The sequence below is a fragment of the Streptomyces sp. 71268 genome, assembly GCF_029392895.1.
Lineage (GTDB): Bacteria > Actinomycetota > Actinomycetes > Streptomycetales > Streptomycetaceae > Streptomyces.
This window is the reverse complement of the sequence record NZ_CP114200.1, coordinates 3,818,468-3,836,499: the sequence shown is the minus strand read 5'-3', so window position 1 is coordinate 3,836,499 and position 18,032 is coordinate 3,818,468. Positions and strand designations below refer to the sequence as shown.

13 protein-coding genes and 1 tRNA gene are annotated in these 18,032 nt (G+C 73.7%); 9 read left to right on the top strand and 5 right to left on the bottom strand.

The window, feature by feature from the left end; all coding sequences use genetic code 11:
* Positions 1–54: 54 nt before the first annotated feature.
* From OYE22_RS14655 to OYE22_RS14645, 3 genes are all read right to left on the bottom strand, one after another.
* Positions 55–127, bottom strand: a tRNA-Trp gene (locus OYE22_RS14655).
* A 443-nt stretch (positions 128–570) separates the two neighbouring features.
* Complete coding sequence (locus tag OYE22_RS14650; RefSeq protein WP_277320819.1) at positions 571–975, bottom strand: TIGR03618 family F420-dependent PPOX class oxidoreductase; 405 nt, start codon at positions 973–975, stop codon at positions 571–573.
* A gap of 60 nt (positions 976–1,035) precedes the next feature.
* On the bottom strand, positions 1,036–1,539 hold the full coding sequence (locus OYE22_RS14645) for a hypothetical protein (protein WP_277320818.1): 504 nt from the start codon (positions 1,537–1,539) through the stop codon (positions 1,036–1,038).
* 509 nt (positions 1,540–2,048) lie between these two features.
* Between OYE22_RS14645 and clpB the strand changes: the two genes are divergently transcribed.
* Both clpB and OYE22_RS14635 read left to right on the top strand, forming a co-directional pair.
* On the top strand, positions 2,049–4,736 hold the full coding sequence (gene clpB / locus OYE22_RS14640) for an ATP-dependent chaperone ClpB (protein WP_277320817.1): 2,688 nt from the start codon (positions 2,049–2,051) through the stop codon (positions 4,734–4,736).
* A gap of 177 nt (positions 4,737–4,913) precedes the next feature.
* Positions 4,914–5,450, top strand: a complete 537-nt coding sequence (locus OYE22_RS14635) for a YbjN domain-containing protein (RefSeq protein ID WP_277320816.1) — start codon at positions 4,914–4,916, stop codon at positions 5,448–5,450.
* A 1,137-nt stretch (positions 5,451–6,587) separates the two neighbouring features.
* Here the strand turns inward: OYE22_RS14635 and OYE22_RS14630 are convergent.
* On the bottom strand, positions 6,588–7,781 hold the full coding sequence (locus OYE22_RS14630; RefSeq protein ID WP_277320815.1) for a pyridoxal phosphate-dependent aminotransferase: 1,194 nt from the start codon (positions 7,779–7,781) through the stop codon (positions 6,588–6,590).
* Between the two features lie 1,061 nt (positions 7,782–8,842).
* Here OYE22_RS14630 and OYE22_RS14625 point away from each other — a divergent pair.
* The 4 genes from OYE22_RS14625 to OYE22_RS14610 all read left to right on the top strand — a co-directional run bounded on the left by OYE22_RS14625 (position 8,843) and on the right by OYE22_RS14610 (position 13,461).
* Positions 8,843–9,361 (top strand): DUF2617 family protein, encoded by a 519-nt coding sequence (locus tag OYE22_RS14625; RefSeq protein ID WP_277320814.1) that lies wholly within the window; start codon positions 8,843–8,845, stop codon positions 9,359–9,361.
* 125 nt (positions 9,362–9,486) lie between these two features.
* Positions 9,487–11,163, top strand: coding sequence for a polyamine aminopropyltransferase (locus OYE22_RS14620; protein WP_277320813.1), 1,677 nt, complete (start codon positions 9,487–9,489; stop codon positions 11,161–11,163).
* 210 nt (positions 11,164–11,373) lie between these two features.
* On the top strand, positions 11,374–12,414 hold the full coding sequence (locus OYE22_RS14615; RefSeq protein WP_277320812.1) for an SRPBCC domain-containing protein: 1,041 nt from the start codon (positions 11,374–11,376) through the stop codon (positions 12,412–12,414).
* 177 nt (positions 12,415–12,591) lie between these two features.
* Positions 12,592–13,461, top strand: a complete 870-nt coding sequence (locus OYE22_RS14610) for an aldose 1-epimerase (RefSeq protein WP_277320811.1) — start codon at positions 12,592–12,594, stop codon at positions 13,459–13,461.
* A gap of 119 nt (positions 13,462–13,580) precedes the next feature.
* On the opposite strand, the gene OYE22_RS14605 is transcribed toward OYE22_RS14610, so the two are convergent.
* A complete protein-coding gene (locus OYE22_RS14605) occupies positions 13,581–15,203 on the bottom strand; it encodes a serine protease (protein WP_277320810.1) in 1,623 nt (540 codons plus the stop codon).
* Between the two features lie 137 nt (positions 15,204–15,340).
* On the opposite strand from OYE22_RS14605, the gene OYE22_RS14600 reads away from it, so the two are divergent.
* The 3 genes from OYE22_RS14600 to pyrE are packed head-to-tail and all read left to right on the top strand — an operon-like array spanning position 15,341 to position 17,825.
* Positions 15,341–16,141, top strand: a complete 801-nt coding sequence (locus OYE22_RS14600; protein WP_277320809.1) for a sigma-70 family RNA polymerase sigma factor — start codon at positions 15,341–15,343, stop codon at positions 16,139–16,141.
* Positions 16,138–17,232: a CU044_5270 family protein gene (locus OYE22_RS14595; protein ID WP_277320808.1), complete on the top strand. Its 1,095-nt coding sequence runs from the start codon at positions 16,138–16,140 to the stop codon at positions 17,230–17,232. The genes OYE22_RS14600 and OYE22_RS14595 overlap by 4 nt, the downstream gene beginning before the upstream one ends.
* Before the next feature lie 53 nt (positions 17,233–17,285).
* Positions 17,286–17,825 carry an orotate phosphoribosyltransferase gene (gene pyrE / locus OYE22_RS14590; protein WP_277320807.1) on the top strand — a complete coding sequence of 180 codons (540 nt, stop codon included), beginning with the start codon at positions 17,286–17,288 and terminating at the stop codon, positions 17,823–17,825.
* Positions 17,826–18,032: the final 207 nt, after the last annotated feature.

Here is an 18,032-nt window from a genome sequence, read left to right as displayed (position 1 = left end):
GCCTGAGGTGGCGTCAGTAGCTGGCCCGTGCCGTGCCGTTTTCAACTGCTGTAGCAGGGGCGGCAGGAATCGAACCTACAGCCTTCGGTTTTGGAGACCGATGCTCTGCCAATTGAGCTACGCCCCTTCGGTACGTGTAGCTTGCCACGGCACGGCGGTTGCTAACCAGGGCTTTGTCCCGGCATGTGGACGCGCGGGACGAGAGGCGCCCGTCGGGGTGCTTGACGGGCGCCGGGCGATGGCTGACGGGCCGTGGAATTTCGTGGTGATTCGTCGCTCGTGCGGCGGTACGTTCCGCGCTCGGGGCGGGGATTTCGGTGTTGGTGGGCAGCCGGCGGCCGCTGTTGGCAGCTTGTTGCGACGGCGCGTAGCGGTGCGGGGCGATGGCGCTCGCGCGGGGCGCGCGCTCCCCGCCAACGCGCGACGGGGCGCGACCTCCTCGTACGGCCGGCCGGCGGCGGCGTAGGGCGGCTCGTGGCGGCTCGTGGCGACCGATGGTCGTGGGGCCGGTCAGAACAGACCAGAGCAGACCAGAGCGGGTCCGAGCCGGCCAGGTCCGGTAAGAGTCGGTCAGACGTTTCCCATCGCCCGCGTCAGGGTGATCTCGATGGCGACGCGCTCCGGGTTGGGCCTGGGCTGGCGGCCGTAGCGCTCGGCGTACCGGCGTTCCGCCTCCGCGACGCTGGCCTCGTCCGTACGTACCCGGGCCCGGCCCTCAAGCGTGGCCCACCGGGCGCCGGCGAACTGGCAGACGGCGACCAGGGCCCCGTCGGGGCCGGCGGCCTGGACGTTGGCCGCCTTGGTGCTGGTCTTGCGGCAGATGATCCGGGCGACGCGGGCCGTGGGGTCGAAGGTCACGCCGACCGGCGTCACGTGCGGGGTGCCGTCCGGGCGCGGCGTGGTGAAGGTGCACAGGTGGCGTTCGTGCCAGAACGCGACGTAGGCGGGGTCGGGGTGGTCGAGGTCGATGGCCATGCCGGGCAGCGTAATCGGCCCCGGCGGTGGGGTCGCACCGGGACATACCGCGCGAAGGAGTCAGGCGGTCGGCCCGGGGCCCGGGGGCTGGTGCCGGGTCGGCTGGGGAGGCGCGGTGGGCGGCGGGGCCGCCCGGGCGCGGCGGGTGTCGATGCGGTAGCCGATGGCGAGGGCGATGGCGCCGAGGACCAGCAGGCAGAGCAGGGCGCCGGGGAGCCAGACCGCGCGGTGTAGCGGGGCGGTCGAGGAGTACGCCCAGTCGTCACCGGCGAAGATCCGGTCGCCGACGGCCACCGGCGGGTTCTTGATCTCGCCATGGCCGGTGCTGCCGTCGGGGAAGACCCACTCGCTGCCACAGGAGCCGGCGGGGGCCGTGCCGACGCCCTCGGCGCAGCGTTCGAGGGTGCGTACGGTGGCCGTCTCGCCGGTGATCAGGCGGTGCGCGTTCGTGCCGACCCACAGCGCCACGGCGCCGATCAGCACCAGCAGCAGTCCGAACGCCGCCAGGGGTCCGCCCAGCGTGCGCAGTCGGCCGCGCGTCTCGCGTCTCGCGTCCTCACTCATGGCTCTGACCCGCCCTCGTAGTCCGCCTGACCCTCACCCGTCTGGCCGATTGTCGTACGTCTGCCCCGCAACCGGGTCCAGTGCGTCCGGTCGGGCCGGTGCGGTGGGGCCCGCGCGCGGCCGGGCCGCGCGCCCACGGGCGGCGTCGTACGCGCCCGCCGGTGTCCCGTGCGCCGACCGGAGGTCGCGAAGCGGGCCGCCCCCGCCCGCCCCGGTACGGCCCGCGCCGCCCGACACGCCCGCGACACATGGGGCGGCCATGCTGGGCCCGGGGTCGGTGGAACCGGGACGGTGGGCACTCGGGTTGGAGGGGCGGGGTGCGGCCGGAGTGGGGCCTGGGCGGGTGAGGTGCTGGAGCCGCAGCGGATCGGCGGGTGGTCGGCCGGGGCGGCCTCGGAGCACTGAACAGAGGAACCAAAACTAAGTTGAGTGGAATAGACTCAACTTACCGTAGGCTGTAATAAGCAAGATGGTGGGACCGTGGTCGAGGAGCGAGGAGGAGCGCGACCGTGGATGCCGAGCTGACCAACAAGAGCCAGGAGGCGCTGAGCGCCGCGAACGAGCGTGCCGTGGCGGGCGGACACGCCGATCTGACCCCCGCCCACCTGCTGCTGGCGCTGCTCAGCGGGCAGGACAACGAGAACCTGATGGACCTGCTCGCCGCCGCCGAGGCCGACGCGGCCACGCTGCGCTCCGGCGCCGAGCAGCAGCTCGCCGCGTTGCCGAGCGTCCAGGGCTCCACCGTCGCGCCGCCGCAGCCGAGCCGGGACCTGCTGGCCGTGCTGGCCGACGCCTCCCAGCGGGCCAAGGAGCTGGGCGACGCGTACATTTCCACCGAGCACCTGCTCATCGGCATCGCCGCCAAGGGCGGGCCGAGCGGGGAGCTTCTCAACCAGCAGGGGGCGAGCGCCAAGCGGCTGCTCGACGCCTTCGAGACCAACAGGGGCGGAACGCGGGTGACCAACCGGGACCCGGAGGGCACGTACAAGGCGCTGGAGAAGTTCGGCACGGACCTCACGGCCGCCGCGCGCGACGGCAAGCTGGACCCGGTCATCGGCCGGGACCAGGAGATCCGGCGCGTGGTGCAGGTGCTCTCGCGGCGCACGAAGAACAATCCGGTGCTCATCGGCGAGCCGGGCGTCGGCAAGACCGCCGTCGTGGAGGGGCTCGCGCAGCGCATCGTCAAGGGCGACGTGCCCGAGTCGCTCAAGGACAAGCAGTTGGTATCGCTGGACCTGGGCGCGATGGTGGCCGGCGCGAAGTACCGCGGCGAGTTCGAGGAGCGGCTGAAGACCGTGCTCGCGGAGATCCGGTCCAGCGAGGGCCGGATCATCACGTTCATCGACGAGCTGCACACCGTCGTCGGCGCGGGCGCCGGTGGCGACTCCGCGATGGACGCGGGCAACATGCTCAAGCCCATGCTGGCCCGTGGCGAGCTGCGGATGGTCGGCGCGACCACCCTGGACGAGTACCGGGAGCGGATCGAGAAGGACCCGGCCCTGGAGCGCCGCTTCCAGCAGGTGCTGGTCGCCGAGCCGACCGTGGAGGACTCGATCGCGATCCTGCGCGGGCTCAAGGGGCGGTACGAGGCGCACCACAAGGTGCAGATCGCCGACGCCGCGCTGGTCGCCGCCGCGACGCTCTCCGACCGCTACATCACCTCGCGCTTCCTGCCCGACAAGGCCATCGACCTGGTGGACGAGGCGGCGTCCCGGCTGCGCATGGAGATCGACTCCTCGCCCGTCGAGATCGACGAGTTGCAGCGCGCCGTGGACCGGCTGCGGATGGAGGAGCTGGCCCTGAAGAACGAGTCGGACGAGGCCAGCAAGCAGCGCCTGGAGAAGCTGCGCCGCGACCTCGCCGACAAGGAGGAGGAGCTGCGCGGCCTCGGGGCCCGCTGGGAGAAGGAGAAGCAGGGCCTGAACCGGGTCGGTGAGCTGAAGGAACGCCTGGACGACCTGCGCGGACAGGCCGAACGCGCGCAGCGCGACGGCGACTTCGACGCCGCGTCCAAGCTGCTCTACGGCGAGATTCCGGCCGTGGAGCGGGAGCTGACCGCCGCCGCGGAGGCGGAGGAGGAGGCCAAGAAGGACGACCGGGACAAGATGGTCAAGGAGGAGGTCGGCCCGGACGACATCGCCGACGTCGTCGCCTCCTGGACCGGCATCCCGGCCGGCCGCCTCCTTGAGGGCGAGACGCAGAAGCTGCTGCGCATGGAGGACGAGTTGGGCCGGCGGCTGATCGGTCAGCACGAGGCGGTGCGGGCGGTCTCCGACGCCGTGCGTCGCACCCGCGCGGGCATCGCCGACCCCGACCGCCCCACCGGTTCCTTCCTCTTCCTCGGCCCGACCGGCGTCGGCAAGACCGAGCTGGCCAAGGCGCTCGCGGACTTCCTCTTCGACGACGAGCGGGCCATGATCCGCATCGACATGAGCGAGTACGGCGAGAAGCACTCGGTGGCCCGCCTGGTCGGCGCCCCGCCCGGCTACGTCGGGTACGAGGAGGGCGGCCAGCTCACCGAGGCGGTGCGCCGGCGCCCGTACTCGGTGGTGCTCCTGGACGAGGTGGAGAAGGCCCACCACGAGGTCTTCGACATCCTGCTCCAGGTCCTGGACGACGGCCGGCTGACGGACGGCCAGGGCCGCACGGTGGACTTCCGCAACACCATCCTCATCCTCACCTCCAACCTCGGCTCGGCCTTCCTGATGGACCCGCTGCTGAAGGAGGACCAGAAGCGGGAGAAGGTGCTGGAGACGGTGCGGGCCTCGTTCCGGCCCGAGTTCCTGAACCGGCTCGACGACCTCGTCGTCTTCCACGCGCTCGGCACGGGCCAGCTCCGCCGCATCGCCGAACTGCAGATCGACCACCTCCAGCGCCGGCTCGCCGACCGCAGGCTGGTCCTCGACGTCTCGGACGCGGCCCTGGAGTGGCTGGCCAGGCTCGGCCACGAGCCGACGATCGACGCGCCGGAGGCGGGCGGCGGGCCCGACCTGTCGTACGGGGCCAGGCCGCTGCGGCGGCTGGTGCAGACGGCGATCGGCGACCAGCTCGCCCGCGCCATCCTCGCCGGCCGGGTGCGCGACGGCGACACCGTGCGCGTCGACCACGAGCTGGGCGGCGACGGCCTGACGGTGTCGGCCGGCTCCGAGGCGCAGGACGCCGCGCGGGAACCGGCCGGGTCCGCCGCGGCCGGCTGAGTCGCGCGACCCGGCACCGGGGCGCTCGGGTGGCCCGGTGCCGGGTGTGCCGCCGGATGAGCGGAATCGCCCGACCCGGGGCACCCGGGGTGAGCTGGGCCGGTGGCGCGTGCGGGGTTGCGGTGACCGGGCGGTGATGAGGGAGGATGGCGGAATCCGTACGAAGGGAAAAACACGGTGAGCATCGACCCGACCTCGATTCCGAATTTCGGGGGCCAGCCCGAACCTCAGGAGGCTGGGCCGAGCGGCCCCGTCCTCCCCGACCAGGACCTGGTCAAGCAGCTCCTGGAGCAGATGGAGCTGAAGTACGTGGTGGACGACGAGGGTGACCTCGCCGCTCCGTGGGAGCAGTTCCGCACGTACTTCATGTTCCGCGGCGAGGAGGAGCAGCAGGTCTTCTCGGTGCGCACGTTCTACGACCGGCCGCACGAGCTGGAGAACAAGGCCCAGCTCCTGGAGCTGACCGACGACTGGAACCGCCGCACCCTGTGGCCGAAGGTCTACAGCCACACGAACGACGACGGCAGCGTCCGGCTGATCGGCGAGGCGCAGATGCTGATCGGCACCGGCGTCAGCCTGGAGCACTTCGTCTCCTCGACGGTGAGCTGGGTGCGGGCGTCCATCGAGTTCGACAAGTGGCTCGTGGAGCAGCTCGGCCTGGAGGCTGACATCGAGGGCACGCCGGGCGACGACGCCGCCCCCGGCGCGGAGTAGCCTCCGCCCCAGCACGAGGCCGGCCCCCCGGCGCCGCTGGCACAGCCCATCGGCCCGGGCGAGCGCGCGGCTGAGCGAGTCCGTAAGGCCCGGTGAGCACGGCCCGCCCCACCAGGCGGCCGCCGCCCACCGGGCCTTTCGCGTGCCACGGGGTACGTACACGGATGTACGCGGGCGTACGGGCTGTTGTACGGCGGAGGCGGGGCAAACAGGGGGCCGGGCTCCCGGGAATGCAGGCGGGAGCCCGGCCTCCTTCACGATGCGCCACCCCGCCCGCGCCCGCGACCGGAGACCGCCGAACGGGTTCACGCCTTCCCGGCGGCCCCCCGCCCGAGGCGCGCTGCCGAGTGGCTGTCCTGCGCGCGTGTCGGCTGCGCACGACGCGGCGGTAGGAGTCGGCTGAGGCGGCTGTGAGATCTACGGAACGATCATGTGACGTCGTACGCCCATGGAGCGCGCCCGGCGTACGCCCCCGTCTAAGCCAGTGCGGACGAGTGCGCCCCGGCCGTACGTCGCAGGCCCACGGCACGTCTACTTCCCTTCGCCGCTGGCGTATGCCGGTGGACCACCGGCCCCGGCGTCCAGGCGGCCGGCCCCGCCCCTGAACCGCACGTACGGGGGTGCGCCACGGGTACCCCAGGTCCGGCCTTCCGCACCCGTTCGACGCGTATCCAGCGTTCCGCGCCCCGGTCCAGCGGTGACCGGCCCCACCTCGATGGGCGGGAGCGAGCCGGCGCACTCGGCCGGTCGATCGTGCGCCCCGCCCCCCGCGCACGGACACGGCGCACGGGCCGCGCACCGGGATACGCGGGGCGCTAGGCGAGGCGTGCCGGCGTCCGGGGCCCACTCCCGGCCAGCGCGCGGTCGGGGTACTCCGTGGACTCTGGCCGAGATGTGCGGGCGTGCGGGAGCGGGGCGTACGCCGGGCGCTCGGGCCGCGCGGGGAACGTTCGCGGGGCGGATCGAGGGCTCTGGCCACTTCGCGGTGCGGACGAGACCCGGGCCTTCGCCGACGAGCTTCTTGGAGCGCTGTCCGACGCCGCTGAGCTGGGGGCAGGGGAAGCCGGAGGGCGTGACGGGGCCGGGCCCGGCGTGCGGGCCCGGCTGCGGCTATCGGTGGAACGGGTGCCGTGCTGGTCAGGGGGTCAACTGCTTGAGGCGGTCCACCGCCTCCTCCAGCACGCTCATCTGCTTGCAGAACGCGAAACGCACGAACGGCGCGCCCGCCTCGCGGTTGTCGTAGAAGAACTGGTTGGGGACGGCCACCAGGCCGCAGCGTTCGGGCAGGCCGCGGCAGAAGGCCAGGCCGTCGCCGCCCGCGGAGATCTCCGGGCCCAGCGGGCGGATGTCGGTGGTGATGAAGTACGTGCCGGCCGGCCGGAAGACGGTGAACCCCGCCGTGGTCAGGCCGTCCGCGAGCAGGTCCCGCTTGACGGCGAGTTCGTCGCGCAGGCCGGTGTAGTACGAGTCGGGCAGGGTCAGGGCCTCGGCGATGGCGTGCTGGAACGGGCCGGAGGCCACGAACGTCAGGTACTGCTTGGCCGAGCGGACCGCCGCCAGCAGCTCCGGCGGCGCGGTGACCCAGCCGACCTTCCAGCCGGTGAAGGAGAACGTCTTGCCCGCGGAGCTGATGGTCACCGTGCGCTCCCGCATGCCGGGCAGCGAGGCCAGCGGGATGTGCTCGTGGTCGTCGAAGACCAGGTGCTCGTAGACCTCGTCCGTGACCACGTACAGGTCGCGCTCGATGGCGATGGTGGCGATCGCGGACAGTTCCTCGCGCGTGAGCACGGTGCCGGTGGGGTTGTGCGGGGTGTTGAGGAGGATGAGCCGCGTGTTGTCGGTGACGGCGTCGCGCAGCTCGTCCACGTCGAGGCGGTAGCGGCCGGCCTCGGGGTCGGGGCGCAGCGTGACGGGGACCCGGGTGCCACCGGCCATGGCGATGCCGGCCGCGTACGAGTCGTAGTAGGGCTCCAGGGCGACGACCTCGTCGCCCGGTTCCAGGAGCGCGATGAGCGAGGCGGCGAGCGCCTCGGTGGCCCCGGCGGTGATGAGGACCTCGCGGTCGGGGTCGAACTCCAGGCCGTACCGACGCTGTTGGTGCGCGCAGACGGCCGCGCGCAGTTCCGGAACGCCCGGGCCCGGGGGGTACTGGTTGCCGCGCCCGTCGCGCAGCGCGCGCACGGCAGCCTCCCTGACCTCCTCGGGGCCGTCGACGTCGGGGGAGCCTTGACCGAGGTTGATGGAGCCGGTTCGGATGGCGAGGGCTGCCATTTCGGCGAAGATCGTCGTTCCGAATTCGGCGAGGCGGCGGTTGAGCGGAGGTCGCTTCATACGTCACATCCTCCGCCGAACCTCTGGATTTGCTCAACTCTGCTTTGGCCTGGAATGGCCCCGGGCATCAGACCGGTACACGCGGGGAGTTCGCGCGTGCGCGACGCGGGACAAGCGCCCCGGAGCGCATGAGGGGGCTTTGCGGACTTCGTCGCGCCGCACCGTGTGTGCGGCGCACCCATCGCGTGCGGAGTTTCGCGGACGATCTCACCAGCAATAACTGCACAGGCATCGATAAAGAGCGAAGCGCCGGAATCAACAGAAACGCTGGAATCTACCGAAACTACAGAATCTGCGGGATCTACGGGGCAACGGGGATATCGGGGGAGCAAGGGGGACAACGGGGGGACGGGGGCGCCGGGAATGACCCACCCGGCGCGCACGCCACGCGCCAGCGGGGCCGCGAAGGCCGTGCCGCCGCGCGGCACACGGGACCGCGCCTTCCGGTCACCTCACGGCGGCCGCGCCTCGCTCCGGGGGATAACGGGGAACGAAAGGGCGTGAGGGCATGGGATTCGCACTTTTCCTGTACATCGTGGTGATGGTGGCGATCGTGCTCGCCTGGGTGAGCAAGTTGGCCCGGGGCGGCAGGAAGCGCCGTGGGGGCGGCGGGAGTTGGTGGGCCGGCGGTGGTTCGTCGGGTGGTGGCGGCGCCTCGTGCGGTGGCGGGTCCTCGTGTGGTGGGGGCTCGTCCTGTGGCGGCGGCGGTGGCGGAGGGGGCTGCGGCGGCGGTGGGGGCGGGGGCTGCTAAAAGCCGGTAATGCGGCTGGCTCGTGCTGATTTTGCATATGCGCCCGGCGGGCTGAGCCCCGCCGGGCGCTCAAACGTTGAACAATTGATCTGGGGGGCGCTCGGGGGGATGGAAACCTGGCGAAGATGGGTAAAAAGGCTGTGCCGCCACGCATTTCATGATTCCGTGTCTCTCGGACCCTATGGACCCCACGGACCCCACGTGGTCAGCAGCCGGCGCATAGTGACCCCTTGGTCCCCTCGGGATGGGGGTTGCCTTATGGGGGATAAGGGCCGGCCCATCTTCCACTGCGTGCTTCCGGAGCCGACCCATGCTCACGATCCTCAAGACTTCCTACACCGATACCCGCGCCTCCGACCTCGCCTGGTGCCTGGGCCGCGAACCGCAGCCCGCGCTCGCCGTCCTCGACCTGCGACTCGGCGCCTCCGCCGTGCAGTTACGGCTGCTCGGCGCCTCGCACCAAGTCATCCTTGAGGGCAGCGACGGGCGTTGTTCGGAGACGGTGGCGTGCATGCCCGGAAGTAGTACCCCCCTCCCGCTCGGCGTATCCAAGCTGCTCGAAGGGCGGGAGTACGAGTTCGCGGCGCGCATCGAGACCCTCTCGCGCGGCTCCTTCGCGGGGCGCGCGCAGGAGTTGCTGGCGCTGGTCGCCGACCATCCGCACGGCCTCGCCGGTACCTTCCCGGGCAGCCCGCACGCGTTCACGGCCATGGTCGCCCACCGGCAGGAGGGGCAGATCGGCTGGCGCACCTGGCACGCGTACCCGCAGGAGGGGTGTCTGGTCGCCACCCGCACGCGGCTGGGCGCGCGCGTGGTGGCGGCGCTGTAGTCGCGCGCGGGGCGTTCAACGGTGCCCGCGAGAGGCGCGGTTGAACCGTTAATGCCCTGGAATGCGATGCGTTCCCCCCGTGTGAGTGACCGATAGTGAGACGTTGGTAACGTAACGTTCACCCCATGATCGACCCGCCGGTGCCCCTTGTGCCCGTTGCCGAGGAACCGCCGACGGGGCCCGCGGGGCCGTCCCGGGTACCGGCCCCGGTCGGGCGGTTCGCCGTCCTGGCCACCGTGTTCGTCTGTGCGGCCTGCGGTCTCGTGTACGAACTCGAACTCGTCGCCCTCGCCTCGTACTTGATGGGCGACTCGGTCACCCAGGCGTCCGTCGTGCTGTCCGTCATGGTCTTCGCGATGGGCACGGGCTCGCTGCTGGCCAAGCGGCTGCGGGTGCGGGCGGCGTTGGCGTTCGGGGTCGTCGAGTCGCTGCTCGCGCTGGTCGGCGGCGCGTCGGCGATGGCGCTGTACGCGTGCTTCGCGTGGTACGGGGACACCCGGTTGGTCATCGTCGGCTTCTCGTTGGCCATCGGCGTGCTGATCGGCGCCGAGGTGCCGCTGCTGATGACGCTGATCCAGCGGGTGCGGCGGCAGGACGCCGGCGGCGCGGTCGCCGACCTGTTCGCCGCGGACTACGTCGGGGCGCTCGTCGGCGGCCTGGCCTTCCCCTTCCTGCTGCTGCCGAGGCTCGGCCAGTTACTGGGCGCCCTGCTGACCGGCGCGGTCAACGTCGTCGTGGGTGGGGCGCTGGTGCTGTGGGTCTTCCGCCGAGACCTGTCACCGCGCGAGCGCGGCACGCTGATCGCGGCCAACGGCCTGGTGCTGTCCCTGTTGGCCAGCGGCGCGGCGCTCACCGGGCAGTTCGAGGACGCGGCGCGGCGCGCGGTGTACGGGCCCGACGTGCGGGTGGCCGTCCACACCGACGTGCAGGAGGTCGTGATCACGGGCGGGGCCGGCGCCGAGCCCGGGGCCGGCTCGGCCGGGGCGCCGCTCGCGCTGTACCTGGACGGCGAGTTGCGGGTGAGCGCGCGCGACGAGTTCCGCTACCACGAGGCCCTGGCCCACCCGGCGATGGCCGGCCCGCACGGGCGGGTGCTCGTCCTCGGCGGCGGTGACGGGCTCGCTGTGCGCGAGGTGCTGCGCTACCCCGGGGTGCGCACGGTGACGGTGGTCGAACTCGACGGCGACGTGGTGGACCTGGCGCGCGCGGACCCCGGGCTCAGCCGGCTCAACCGGCGTGCCTTCGAGGACCCGCGGGTGCGGGTGGTGCGGGCGGACGCCTTCGGCTGGCTGCGCGAGCGCGGCCGACCCGGCGGCCCGAGCCCCGGCGACCAGCCGGGCGGCGGCTACGACGTGGTCCTCTCCGACCTGCCCGCCCCGGGCCTGACGGCCAGCACCAAGCTCTACTCGCAGGAGTTCTACGGCCTCGTGCGGCGGGTGATGCGCCCCGGCGCGCGGCTCGCCGTACACGCGGGGACGCTCGACGGACGCTCGCGGTCGTACTGGACGGTCGACGCGACGGTGCGCTCCGTCGGGCTGCGCACGGTGCCGTACGGGGTGGTCGGGCCCCACGCGCGCCACGCGGAGCGGCCCGGCGGCGTGCGGGGGTCGGGCGCCTCCGGTGACTGGGGCTTCGTGCTGGCCGCCCGCGACCGGCCGGCGCTGCGCCTGCCCGCGGCGCGGCCCGCGCTGCGCTGGCTCACCCCTCGGGCGCTGCGCGCCGCGCACCGACGGGCGGAGCGCCTGCACCGGCCGGGCGCGCCCACCTCCACGCTGATGCACCCGCGCTACGGGACGGGCTGAGGCGGGACCCGCGCGGGCGCGAGGAGGCCGGGGCGGCCGGGACGGCGCCGGTCGGGACGCGCATTGTCGTAGCCATGTCACGTACGGTGGCGGTTGGGGCGGCGCCCGTGACGGTGCGTCCACGGCGGGGTGGTCGCGGCGACGACGCGGTGCGGCGAATGTGGACGCGGCGATGTCTGATCCCGGGACCGGTGAGTACGCTCGGGGGTCATGGAGCATGAGGTGTTCGTCCCGGTTCCCGTAGACGACGTACGGCGCGCGCTCACCGAGCCCGCGCGCATCGCCCGCTGCCTGCCCGGGCTCCAGCAGGACGATGACGCCGGCTCAGACGCCATCGCCGGGCGGCTGCGGCTGCGCATCGGTGGCTCCTCCATCACCTACCGGGGCGTGCTGCACATCGCCGAGCACGGCGACCGCGTCGAGTACGCGGGCGACGGCGCCGAGTCGCGCGGCGGCGCCGGCGTGACGGTGACCCTGGCCGTGGCCCCGCGGGCCACTGACGGCGGCACCACGCTGCGCTGCGCCGGCGAGGTCGAGCTGACGGACGGCGAGGGCCGGCTGACCGAGTTCGACGCGGAGACGGTGGCCTCGGCGGCCCGCCGGCTCCTCGACCGGTTCGCCGAGGAGTTGGCCACGGACCTGGCGGCCGAACCGACCCCGAACGGACCGGTGGACGCCGACGGGGAGGCCGAGGCCGGCGCGTCGGACGGGCTGGCCGGGTCGGCGGACGAGGCAGCCGCCGCCGCGCCGGAGCCGACACCGGACGACGCACCCCGGGATGACCCGGGCCGGGACGACGCACCTCGGGACGACGTACGACGAGATGACGCGGCCAGTGGCGACGCGCATGGGGACGGCCCGGCCGGGGACGACGTAGCTCCGGACGACCTGGCTTCGGACGACCTGGCCCGGGACGACGCGGCCGGCGACGCCGGGGTGGTCGAGCAACCTTCCGACGCGACGGCGTCCTCGCTGTTCGAGACCGAGGTGCCGCCGTCCTCGCTGGAGCCGGACGCGCTCGGTGGCGCCCCGGCGGAGGTGCCGCCGGCCGAGGCGGCGCACGCTCGGCGCACGATGATCGGCCGCAGCGCCGAGGAGGTGGACCACGCGCCGCCGCGCGGCCGGTACGCGCCGGTGCCCGCGCCCGAGACCGCGTCCACCGTGGCCACCCTGCGCTGGGCCGCGCCCGCCGCGGCGGCCGTGCTCGCCTCGGCGGTCGTCGTGGGCCGCGTGCTGCGCCGCCGCAAGTAGCGCCGTACCGGCTCCTGAACCGCTGTCCGGTGGGATCACCACCCGGGGCGGACCGTGGGGCGTGCGCCGGAGCGGGCGGGCGTCGGCGGGGGTCGGGAGGGCGCCGGGCGGCTGAGGTGCAGCGGCACGCGGTGGGCAGTGGGGTCCGGACCCGGGAGCGCCGTTAAGGTCGGCGGGGTGAGCACCCAAGAGACCACGGAAGGCGCCCCGGGGGCGCGCGACGTACGCCTGGTGGCACCCGGATTCGCGGAGTTGACGATCCGTCCGGAGGACGGCTGCCGCATCAGCTCGCTGATCATCAACGACCTGGAGGTGTTGCGCCAGGGCGACCGGTACGGCTCCTTCCCGATGGCGCCCTGGTGCGGGCGGATCGAGCTGGGCCAGTTCCGCAGCTTCGTCACCGCGCCGGGCGGCGGCGACGGGGCGGGCCGCGGCGGTGGCGTACGGCACCAGATGCCGATCAACGCGACGCCGCACGCCATTCACGGCACGGTCCGCGACCAGCCCTGGCGCACCGCCACGGTCGACGACCAGTCCGCCACCTTCTACTGCGACCTGACCGACCCCTGGCCGTACCGAGGGCGCGTCACCCAGACCTTCGAACTGGCCGACGACGCGCTGACGTTGACGATGGGCGTGGAGTCGCGCGGCGACTCCTTCCCCGCGCAGGCCGGCTGGCACCCGTGGTTCCTGCGCCAGCTCGGCCCGACGGGCGCGCCGGTGCAGATCGCGTTCGACCCCGCGTGGCAGGAGGAGCGGGGCGTGGACCACCTGCCCACCGGGCGGCGCGTCGAGCCGGGGCCCGGCCCGTGGGACGACTGCTTCGGGATGCCGGACGGCGTGGACGTCACGCTGACCTGGCCCACCCAGTTGGAGCTGACCATCACCAGCGGGGCGCAGTGGGTGGTGGTCTACGACGAGCAGGAGGAGGCGGTGTGCGTGGAGCCGCAGTCGGGCCCGCCGAACGGCCTCAACACGGTGCCGCGCCTGGTGACGCCGATCGACCCGCTGGAGGTCTCGACGACCTGGCGCTGGAAGCGGTTCTGAGCCACGCGCGGGCCCGGCGCCGGACCTGAGCCGAGGCCGGGCCGGCGCGCGGACCGAGCGGCGGAGTCCGGCCCGGCCGGGCGTCGCGCGGGGGCGGCGACCGGCCGGGCCGGGGCGGGTCACCGCGTCCGGTAGGCGCCGATAGCGGTCTGGATGAGCGTGTTGCCCGCGGTGTCGGTCAGCTTGGCGCGCAGCGAGACGCCGGTGCCGGACGGGAACGCCGGGATGGTCGCGACGCCGCGTACCACCGAGGCCCGCTGCCACGTCGTGCCGCCGTTGACGGAGAACGCGACGTCGAGCGCGCGCGTGTGGCCCTTGGCGGCGCCCTGCACGGCGACCGGGACGCGCAGCGCCGTGCCGGCCGGCGCGGCGCCGGTCAGGTCGAGCGTCGGCGTGAACCGCACCGCGCTCACCGGCACCGCGACCTCGCCGCTGGTGCGCTGGGAGGCGAAGGTCCACGAGGCGGTCACGGTGGTGGCGGCCGTGCCGGCTTGCCGCACGGTGGCGGTGACGCGGTAGGTGGCCCGGTCGGCCGGCACGTCGAAGGTGGCCTGGCCGGGCTCGCCGGTCACCGTCTTCACGCGGGTCCCGTTCCGGTACAGCGTGACCCGCGCCGTGTCGTACTCCGGCGTGGACGGCACGTTGCCCTCGCCGTCGGTGAGCAGCGGAACGTCCACGGTGAGGCGGTTGCCGTCGCGTGTGACGCCGGAGCCGCCCGGGAGGCTGGGGCCGAAGACGGCGTTGTTGAAGGTGCGCGTGGTGGTGTGGCCGCGGCTGGTGGTAACTCGCTTCGCCTGGTACGTGACCCCGCCCTGGCCCTCCTCGTCGCGGGGGGTGGTGTAGCCGATGTCGTAGGGCCCGCGCTCCGGTTCGACGAGGAGGCTGGTGGTGCCGGGGGTGGGCGTCGGCAGCGGGTAGGCGGTGGAGAGGTCGTTGCTGGGCGTGATGTCCAGCACGGACGTGCCCTCGGTGCCCGGGCGGGCGGCGCCCCGGATCTTGATCTCGCCCAGGTCCTTGGCGGCCGGCCGGCGGAAGAGCCCGTTCAGCGCGCGGTCGCCGGTGACGACGTTGCCCAGCGCGTAGCTGTGCCGCTTGGTGGTCCAGTACGCGTCGTACCACTGCCTGATCGAGCCGGGCTCGGCGGCCGGGCCCAGGTGGGCGACGCGCAGGGTGGGCGTCGCGATGGCCATGTTGGTCTCCCGGACGACGCCGTCGTACTCGGCAGACAGGCCCATGTTGCCGAGCCGGAAGTCGGCCGTGCTGTCCGGGGGCCGCACGTCGACCAGCTTGGTGGTCCGGGCGTCGACCGTGACGGACAGGTCGCGGTCGAGGTCGAGCCTGGGTTGCACCACCCAGTCCGTGCCCTCCTCCGACTTGCCGCTCCACACCATGGAGGCGAGGAGGTAGCGGCCCTTGGGGAGCCGTACCGTGGTGGTGCCGGTGTCGCCCTCCGGCTCGAAGCCGTGGCGCTCGCCCTCCCCGGCGAACTCGGTGAGGATGGTCTTGTAGAACTGCGAGGCGCGCCCGTCGCGGCCGATGTGGTGGATGGTGAGGGTGTACGTCGGCTGCTCGGCGGTGGTGCTGGTCCGGCCGGCGGCCGGCGAGCCGGCGGACTGGGTGCCCGAGGCCGAGGCGTTCCAGGCGGGCAGGGTGCTGGCGATGACGGTGGCGGCCACGGCCAGCGACCGCAGGGCGGTCCGGCGGGGCATCCGGGGGGACCGGGGCAACGGAGAAGTAGTCATGATCAGCACTGCGCGTCCGCGCGCCGGAGTTCCCGTGACCCGCGTCACTCTCCGTCGGGCGGGGCGCGGCGCGGCCTGTGGCGCAGGTCACCGGAACCGGGGCGGCCCGGGAGGCAGTGCTCAGTGTGGAATCACTCATGAGACATCGCTTCCGTAGCGGGGACCGTGACGCCCTGGGGGAGCTCTACGACGAGCACGCCCAGGTGCTGTACCGGTACGCCCTGCGGGTGACCGGCGACTGGGCCGAGGCCGAGGACGTCGTGTCGACCACGTTCCTGGAGGCGTGGCGCGGCCGGGAGAAGGTGCGCCCGGGCGAGGAGAGCCTGCGCCCGTGGTTGCTGGGCATCGCGACCAACGTCATGCGCCGCAACGCCCGGGCCCGTCGCCGGCGGGACGTGGCGCTCGCCCGGGTTCCGGAGCGCGGCGCGGTCCCGGACTTCGTGGACGACCTCGTCGCGCACCTCGCGGACACCGAGCAACTGCGGGTCGCCCGCATCGCCCTGGGCAAGCTGCGCCGCCGCGACCGCGAGGTGTTCACGCTGGTCGTCTGGGCCGGCCTGGACTACGCGGCGGCGGCCGAGGTGCTCGGCGTGCCGGTCGGCACGGTCCGCTCGCGGCTGTCCCGCGCCCGTGGCCGGCTGCGCGAGCTGGCGACCGCCGAGACCCGCGAGGGACGCGAGGACAGCCGGGGCCGTAAGGACAGCCAGGGGCGCCAGGTCACGGCTCCGCAGGCCCCGCCGACCGCGCCCGGCGGCCCGTCCTCGCGGGGCCCGCAGGCGCCACGGGCCGCCACCCGGTGGCCGACCGTCGTGCCCGGCCCCGCTCCGGCGACGCCCGCCCCCGCCCCGGCGACGCCCGCCCCCGCTCCCTCCCCCGACTCGCACCTGCCGGGCCGCTTCTCCGTGGCCCCGTCGCTGACCCAGGAGAACCACGGATGAACGTCACCCCGCGACGCCGTACGTCCAACCGGCCCGAGCAGGCCGAGCGCCAGGAGATGGCCGCGCTGCTGCCCCCGCCGTCCGTCCCCGACCTGGCCCCCGAGCGCGAGCGCGCGCTGCGGCAGGCCGTGCTCAGCGAGGCCGCCCGCGAGGAGCCGGCCGCCGCGCGCGGCTTCGGTCGTACGGCCCGTGCGGCCCGCCCCACGCGGCGCCGCTTCCAGGTCCGCTTCGTGGCACCGGCCCTGGCCTGTGCCGTGGCCGGCGCCATCGTCGCGGTGAACCTGTCGTCCACGGACGACGAGCCGCGCGACGGCACCCGGGTCGAGGCCCAGGAGACGCCCGAGGCGACCCGACTCCTGGACCGCGTCGCGCTCGCCGCCGCCGAGGGGGAGCAACCCGCGGTCGGCGCGGAGCAGTTCGTGTACGTCAGGAGCAAGGTCGCCTACGCGGGGCAGAGCGCCGGCGGCGGTGCCGTGACGCTGCCGCCCGCGCACACCCGGCAGGTGTGGTTGGCCGCCGACGGCAGTCGCCCGGGCCTGCTGCGCGAGGCGGGCAAGCCCGACAGCACGCTCGGCGACGACGCGCCGGTGTACACCATCGACCGGCGCGGGGCGAAGCCCCGGCCGAGCGCGACCGGTTCCGGCCCGTCGGTGACCAACCCGACCCACACCTACGTCGCCACGCTGCCCACCGACCCCGTCGCCCTGCTGGAGCTGATCCGCCAGCAGACCCGTGGCCAGGGCCAGGACCCGGACCAGCGGGCCTTCACCGCGATCGGCGAACTGCTGGCCGAGACGTGGGCGCCGCCGAAGGTCAACGCCGCGCTCTACCGGGCGGCCGGGAAGATCCCCGGGGTCACGGTGGTCCGCTCGGCCAAGGACGCGGCCGGGCGCGAGGGCGTGGCCGTGGCCCGCACCGCGCGCGGCCAGCAGACGCAGTGGATCTTCGACCGGACCAGCCACGCGTTCCTCGGCGAGCGCACGGTGAGCACCGAGGCCGGCGACGCGGGCCCGGCCGGGACCGTGCTCGGCACCTCCGCGATCCTCGCCAAGGCCGCCGTCGACCGCGCCGGCCAGGCCCCGCGAGGCTGACCCGAGCCGGCCGCCAGCGGGCGTCGCCGCTGGACACGGCTAACCTCGTGCGTATGAGCGACGCGCGTGATGCCCTCCTGGAGCAGATCAAGAACAAGGCCGTGGTGCACGGCAAGGTGACCCTTTCGTCCGGTCTCGAGGCCGATTTCTACATCGACCTGCGCCGGATCACCCTGGATGGCGAGGCCGCGCCGCTGGCCGGTCAGGTCATGCTCGACCTGACCGCCGACCTGGAGTACGACGCGGTGGGCGGGCTCACGCTGGGCGCCGACCCGGTGGCGACGTCGATGATGCACGCCGCCGCCGCGCGGGGCCGCCGCCTCGACGCCTTCGTGGTCCGCAAGGCCAACAAGGCGCACGGCCTCCAGCGGCGTATCGAGGGCCCGGACATCAAGGGCCGCCGCGTGCTGATCGTGGAGGACACCTCGACCACGGGCGGCTCCCCGCTGACCGCCGTCGAGGCGGCGCGCGAGGCGGGCGCCGAGGTGGTGGCCGTGGCCGTCATCGTCGAGCGCGGCGCCGCGCCCGCGATCGAGGCCGCCGGCCTGCCGTACTACCAGGCGTACGGGCTGGCGGAGCTGGGCCTCAACTGACCGTCGTACCGCCGTAAATGATCACTTGACCTGCGCTTTTGTCGAGGGCGGGGGCTGTTTCACGTGAAACGGTCCCCGCCCTCGGCGCGTTCGGCGTCCACTGCGCGACACGCCGTGGAGCCGAGCCAGACGAGTCTGGAAGGATGGGGGCGACGATGACGTCGCCCCCTAGGTCAGGGCATTCACAACGCAACCGGCACTTCACAA